At 27.4% G+C, this 6,500-nt stretch carries 7 protein-coding genes; 4 read left to right on the plus strand and 3 right to left on the minus strand.

What is annotated here, in order from left to right; genetic code table 11:
• Positions 1–375: 375 nt before the first annotated feature.
• The 3 genes from IR152_RS19345 to IR152_RS19355 form a co-directional block, all read right to left on the minus strand.
• Positions 376–864: a GNAT family N-acetyltransferase gene (locus IR152_RS19345; RefSeq protein WP_227453464.1), complete on the minus strand. Its 489-nt coding sequence runs from the start codon at positions 862–864 to the stop codon at positions 376–378.
• A 207-nt stretch (positions 865–1,071) separates the two neighbouring features.
• Entirely contained in the window at positions 1,072–2,235 is a 1,164-nt protein-coding gene (locus tag IR152_RS19350) for an RNA-guided endonuclease InsQ/TnpB family protein (protein WP_227453469.1), read from the minus strand.
• 36 nt (positions 2,236–2,271) lie between these two features.
• On the minus strand, positions 2,272–2,529 hold the full coding sequence (locus IR152_RS19355; protein ID WP_227453465.1) for a hypothetical protein: 258 nt from the start codon (positions 2,527–2,529) through the stop codon (positions 2,272–2,274).
• Positions 2,530–2,830: 301 nt separating this feature from the next.
• On the opposite strand from IR152_RS19355, the gene IR152_RS19360 reads away from it, so the two are divergent.
• The 4 genes from IR152_RS19360 (at position 2,831) to IR152_RS19370 (ending at position 6,373) form a co-directional block, all read left to right on the plus strand.
• Positions 2,831–3,565: an MBL fold metallo-hydrolase gene (locus IR152_RS19360; RefSeq protein ID WP_227453466.1), complete on the plus strand. Its 735-nt coding sequence runs from the start codon at positions 2,831–2,833 to the stop codon at positions 3,563–3,565.
• A gap of 319 nt (positions 3,566–3,884) precedes the next feature.
• Entirely contained in the window at positions 3,885–5,102 is a 1,218-nt protein-coding gene (locus IR152_RS19365; RefSeq protein WP_227453467.1) for a chloride channel protein, read from the plus strand.
• Between the two features lie 131 nt (positions 5,103–5,233).
• The gene (locus tag IR152_RS20190) at positions 5,234–5,359 is read left to right on the plus strand and encodes a hypothetical protein (protein ID WP_255625035.1); all 126 of its coding nucleotides are present in this window, start codon (positions 5,234–5,236) and stop codon (positions 5,357–5,359) included.
• A 204-nt stretch (positions 5,360–5,563) separates the two neighbouring features.
• Entirely contained in the window at positions 5,564–6,373 is an 810-nt protein-coding gene (locus tag IR152_RS19370) for a PrpR N-terminal domain-containing protein (RefSeq protein WP_227453468.1), read from the plus strand.
• The last annotated feature ends 127 nt before the right edge of the window (positions 6,374–6,500 follow it).

A 6,500-nucleotide genomic window follows, 5' to 3' on the forward strand; every position in this document is an offset into this window, starting at 1 on the left:
TTTTTTTAAAATAATGGTAAATTTAGTGTATAAAAACCTAAATTTAACATACAATAAATGTGTATAAAATACCATTATTAGTATTTCCTGATAATAAAAAAATATTACTAGAATTGAAAGTTTCCAGCAATATTTAGTAGCAAAAATATATATTTACACAAATCTATATACATTCTCAGTAAGAATTTTTCTAAGGTTTCACGGTATAGCATTTTCTTTATGTTATACCGTTTTTTCTTAAAGCATCAACTATAATACTCTATTATAGTGATTATAATGTAAGTATAGATTTTATATTTTCCTTTAAGTATAGTAGAAGCACTATTATTTACTAAGAGAATTAATATTGAAGCCAAAGCTTCAGATAAGTACATCCTAAAAATTATCTCTATTAGGGTACAATTGATACCTCATAACAAAGAATTCTCCATCTCCTAAAGGTGTTTTTTGTATCTTAGTCTCAACTATTTTAAAACCTTGAGACTCATAGCATTTGACAGCCCTCATATTCCAAGTTCTTACCTCTAATACAATGGGTTTAGTATTATATTTATTTCTACATTCTTGTAAGCCTAAACTGATTATTTTTTTACCAATTCCCATTCCACAATAATCTGGTCTTATACCAATACCAAAGAATACGGAGCTTCCTTTATCTAATAAGTTTATAAAACCTATTAATTCTTTATTGTCATCTATAAAACTTATAAAATTTTTTCTTTTATCTTCTTTTGCTAGTGAGAAATTATTCTTTTTAATTTCCTCCCATGAAGGTAAATTGTATATTGAATATTCACCTTCATATTTCCAATTAGTAACTTCTATAGCATGTTCTTCTGTAAATCTAACTTTATTCAAATGCATATATTCTGCTACTCAAAATATGGTCAAATATATCCATATCGAGATTTTTCCTTTTTCATTGAACCTCGCCTTGCCTAAACTACTACGATTTAATATAGTTCTCCAAAGGCTTAAATTCCGAAGTTAACCCTCCGTACATATATAAGTATTTTTGAGCCACGTGTGGGTGAATCACTTTGAGCCACGTATGGGCGAATTACTTTAATTTTAAGCTATATTATATTTTTTAGCATTTTTAAGATTAATACTTGCATTTAAATCTCTATCAATAGATAATCCACATTCACATTTGTACACTCTATCTTTAAGTTTTAAACCTTTATTAACCTCACCACATTGGCTACAAGTCCTTGATGATGGATACCATCTGTCAACTACTCTAAGTTCTATATTATTTTGCTTACACTTAGCAGTTAGTTTAGTTCTAAACTCAAAAAACTTTTGACTTGATATTGCCTTTGATAAGTGCTTATTTTTCATCATTCCACTAACATTTAAATCTTCAATGGTTATATAGCTTGGCTTTTGCTCTATTGCCTGAAATACTGTTTTATTAATATAATCAATTCTTATATTAGCTAATCTTTGATGAATTTTTTGTACTTTGACTACCTGTTTTTGGATATTTTGACGAGTAGCTACTCCTTCTTTTATATTTTTATTTCTTACTTTTAAACTCTCATATTTTCTTGAAAGTTTTCTTTGTTCTCTTTTTAATTTCTTTTCAACTTTTTTGACAGTCGAAGTCTTATTTATATTTTTAAATTTACTTCCATTTGAACATATTGCAAAATCTTTAATTCCTAAGTCAATACCTATTCCTTCATTAGTACATTTAGATACTTGAATATCATCTTCCTCAACTAATATAGATACATAGTATCTATCAGATTTTTGACTTACTGTACCACTTTTAACTATTGAATTTGTTGGTATATATCCAAATTCTTTTAGTCTTACCCAACCAAGAGTAGGTATTTTGACCCTATGCCTTTCAATAGTCCAATCAGTTTTGTTATTCCTTGGAAAATATGCTTTAACATCTTGATTTTTCTTTTTCTTGAACTTAGGAAAACCTTTAGTTTTTTTAAAGAAATCTTTAAAAGCTTTATCTCCATTCATAATAACTTGTTTTGTAGCCTTAGAAGATACATCTTTAATCCATTTCATATCTTGATTATTGGGAATATATTCATTATTTAACCATTTAGAAAAATCCATACCGCTTATAAATTCACCTTTACTCTCATAAACTTCTTTATTGTGAGCAATATAGAAGTTATATATAAATCTACTAACACCAATCGTTTGATGTATTTTAGATTTTTGTTCAGTAGTAGGATTAATTTCTATTTTGTATGCTCTTTTCAACTTCTTCATCCTCTCTAATCTTTTTCTTGTATTTTCTTAATCCATATATCCATCTTTGCCCAAATTCTTATCTCTATATATTAATCTTAATGAGTTTTCAATTCTATGAAAATCAATTATTGAGAATTCTAATATTTTTTCAAAATAATTAGGATACTCAATTATAATGAAAGGTGAATAGTACTTTGGAGTGATATTATTTAAAGCACCTTGCTCATCTTGTAACATACCAAAATTTCTTAAATATCTGTCAATATTGTTGATAGACGTATATGCTATGAAAGATTTGTACACATGGCATAGGATATGGGCATGAAGAATCTATTGAAATTTTTGAAAAAGCATACTATGAAGGAGTGATATATTGATGATTATAAAAAATAAAAGTAGTCTTAAAGCTTGTAATTACTTATTTCTATATTAAATACTATACCATAAAATGACGGAAAAATCAAGTCGAGCAATCCCTCAACTTAAGTGATATACTAGATATTAATAATTTTTAATGAATAAAATATAATTAGAGGGAAATCTATACTTTCTCGATTTCTTTAATTAAATAACCTCTAATTAAGTAATTATAAGGAGAAAAATTATGAATTTAACAAAAGGATTGGATATTTTAAAAATTTCATCAAATGTATTAGGTGAAGATAAAGTTATGTATATTCCTGTAATCTATACAGAAGATGAAGCAACACTTGTTGATACGGGTCTTCCAGGGCAAGGTGATTTAATAATTGATGCTCTTAATAAAAGTAATACGAGCTTTGACAAGTTAAAAAATATAATAATCACTCATCATGATATAGACCACATAGGGAACATAAATTATCTAAGAGAAAAATCTAAGAATAATATTAAAGTATACGCATATAAAAGCGAAGTCAGCTATATAACAGGAGAGGAAACGCCTTTTAAACTTTATATGCTAGAACAAATGGTAGATAATATTGATGATAAAATGCTTGGGATGTTAAATGTTATGGGGCTTGGATTTAAATCATCATATGCTGAAGTAGATATATCTTTGGATAACCATGAAATTTTGAATTTAGGTGAGGAAATTGAAGTTATACATACAGGAGGTCATACTAGGGGTCATATATGTCTTTATTTAAAAAAATCTAAAGTACTTATTGCTGGAGATTTGCTACAGATAAATGATGGAGAACTTAAACCCGTTGATGTGGTACATAGCGATAAACAAGAGTTGGCAGAAGCTATTAAAAATATAAGTAATTATGATATAGAAGATGTAGTTTTTAGCCATGGTGGATTATATCAAGAAAATATAATTGAAGCATTGAAAAACGTAGTTATTGAGTAGTATTATAAGATTTAAAATAATTTATAATAATCTATTAAATTATTTTAAATCTTATTTAAAGATGTAGAATGAAAATTAAATATGAACAGTAAGAACTTTATTTTAGAATTATACTTAAGTTTCAAGGATGATATTATAGTATTACAAGTATTTTAGAATATGATTTACTGTAAAGAATTTGAAGGTCTTACAATACTCAGTTGAAAAACATTCTTAGAGTATTTTAAGAAATAGAAGAGAAAATTAAGATGTTATAACATTTTCAAAATATTTCATTGAACAGATAGAATATTTCATTGAACAGAAGAAAGGAATTAAAATGATAATAAGAATTAAAAGAGTTTATCAAACGTATGGTGGATTATTTCTGTTGGGGATTACAGGGATACCAATTGGTGCAGTTATAGGTCTTATGGATACCATATTTGGAAAAGTTCTTCTAAAAATTACAGATATTCGAGAAACATATCCAATGTATTTGATACCATTTTTAGCAGTAGTAGGTATTGTTATTGCTTACTGCTATCTTAAATATGGTGGAAAAAGTAGCAAAGGAATGAATCTAATATTTGAGGTAGGTCATGGGGAAGAAGAAATTATTCCTTTAAGATTAGTTCCATTCATAATATCAGGAACATGGTTAACTCATTTATTCGGTGGTAGTGCAGGACGAGAAGGGGTTGCTGTTCAGATTGGTGCGACTTTTTCACATTGGATAGGTAAGAAGTTGCCTATAAAAAATGCTTCTAGTATTTTCTTAGTCACTGGTATGGCAGCTGGTTTTGCAGGGCTATTTGGGACACCAATATCAGCAATTCTGTTTGCTATGGAGGTTTTGGTAGCTGGTTCACTAGAATATAAGTCACTTTTACCTGCACTTACTGCATCTTTTACAGCAAGTACAGTATCAAAAGCTTTGGGGTTAGAGAAATTTTCTTTTGCACTTTCTTCTAAAATTGTGTTTGACTTGGCAATATTTTGGAAGCTTATTGCTTTGGGAATTATATTTGGAATGGTTGGGGGAGCATTTGCATGGTGTTTGAAGCTGTCAAAGAGAAGATTAGGCAATAGATTAAAAAACCCTATAATAAGGATTGCTGTTGCTGGAGCGTGTTTGAGTGTATTATTCCTTTTATTTTATAAAGGAAGATATTCTGGTCTAGGGACAAATTTAATTCAAAATAGTTTTTATGGTGGAGAAATTTATTCTTTTGACTGGTTATTGAAGTTTATACTTACAATACTGACTTTGTCAGCAGGTTTTCAAGGAGGAGAGGTTACACCTTTATTTTCCATTGGAGCTAGTCTGGGTGTATTATTAGCTGGATTTTTTAATTTACCGATTGAATTAGTTGCATCACTTGGGTATATTAGTGTATTTGGCAGTGCTACAAATACTTTTTTTGCACCTGTATTTATCGGAGCAGAGGTTTTTGGATACAGCTATTTGCCTTATTTCTTTGTGGTATGTGCTATTTCATATGTATTTAATATGGATAAGTCCATTTACTCATTACAAAAAATTTCAGGAAAATAATAAATAAAACAACATAATTTATTTTTTTCTTAGGAATGGTCTCTGGAGATGTGCAATTATTATTAGAATTGATTTTGTGAAATTATTATTATAATATTTAATTATATGGATAAAGAAGTGGAGTGATAACTATGTATTTAAAAAAATTATTAAAATTAGAGTTAGTTATTATGAAATTTATTTGGAATTTAGATATAAAAATCAATTCATATGAGGTTATTGATTATATGCAAAAAGAGCATAATTTACAATTATAAAGCTTTTTTAACTATGTAAATTTAATATAAAATAATTTTGATATTAATTAGAATAAAAAGACATCCTAGAATTTTCAGATTAAATCATTAAATTAATTATAAAATTTAACTAGAATAAAAGATGAATATACAAAAATAAGAAACCAGTTATATAAGAATTGATAACTTTAGTCATGGGATGTTCAGAAAAGGAGGTTTTATAATATGAAAAACGAGATAGTAGTTATTGCTCCTTCTAAGCTATTTTCAGATATTGTAAATGAAGTGCTTGAAGAACTACATATAAAAATTCCATCATACATTGCTACAGGTAAAGAAACCATAGAACTAGCAGACAATCTAATCAACTTAGGTACTAAAGTAATAATTACTCGTGGTCAAAATGTTGATTTATTGCGTAATCATGTTTCAATACCTATAGTAGATATTGGATATAAATACGAAGATATATTTTATTCATATAAAAAAGCACTAAAATATTCTTCAAAAATAGGATTTATAGGTCTAGAATCATCATATAAAACTGCTAAGCGATTCAAAGAAATCTCAAATTTTGATTTGGAAATACCTAAATTAAATTCTCTCTATGAATTTGAACATAAAATAAAAGAATTAATTGACAATGGCACTGAGATTTTCATAGGGGGAAAAACAACAAAAGAAATCAGTTCTAAATACAATAAGCCTTGTATAGAGACGGAAGTTGAAAAATCATCTATTCATGCATCTATAAATGAAGCAATTCATCTATATAACATAGGTATTGAAAAGAGAATAAGCAATTCTATTACAGAAGAAATCTTAGAATGTACTCATAGTGGTATAATTGCCATTGATAAAAATCACTCACCACTTTTTATAAATAATCAAGCAAAAAGGTTGCTATTTAACCAAGTTGATAAATTTATAAAGGATTATTTATCTTCTGATGATATTTTAGATTCACTTAAAAATGGACATTCTCTATGTAACAATATAATTAATTTTAAAGGTTTATCTCTTACATTTGATTAAAAAATAGTCAGCATATAGGGAAACTTATATGTAGAGATAGGATAGAACCTATCCAATACTACTTGAATTGCTAAAAACCCCTAAAGCTAATCAAACTAAAACATAAGGATGAAATAAACCTAAGTGT

Origin of the sequence: Clostridioides sp. ES-S-0108-01, from assembly GCF_020662285.1 — a bacterium.
GTDB lineage: Bacteria > Bacillota > Clostridia > Peptostreptococcales > Peptostreptococcaceae > Clostridioides.

Excerpts from the sequence above, each read along its gene's own strand:
- IR152_RS19345 (WP_227453464.1), bottom strand. The coding sequence starts at position 864 with ATGCATTTGAATAAAGTTAGATTTACAGAAGAACATGCTATAGAAGTT.
- IR152_RS19360 (WP_227453466.1), top strand. The coding sequence starts at position 2,831 with ATGAATTTAACAAAAGGATTGGATATTTTAAAAATTTCATCAAATGTA.
- IR152_RS19365 (WP_227453467.1), top strand. The coding sequence starts at position 3,885 with ATGATAATAAGAATTAAAAGAGTTTATCAAACGTATGGTGGATTATTT.
- IR152_RS20190 (WP_255625035.1), top strand. The coding sequence starts at position 5,234 with ATGTATTTAAAAAAATTATTAAAATTAGAGTTAGTTATTATGAAATTT.
- IR152_RS19370 (WP_227453468.1), top strand. The coding sequence starts at position 5,564 with ATGAAAAACGAGATAGTAGTTATTGCTCCTTCTAAGCTATTTTCAGAT.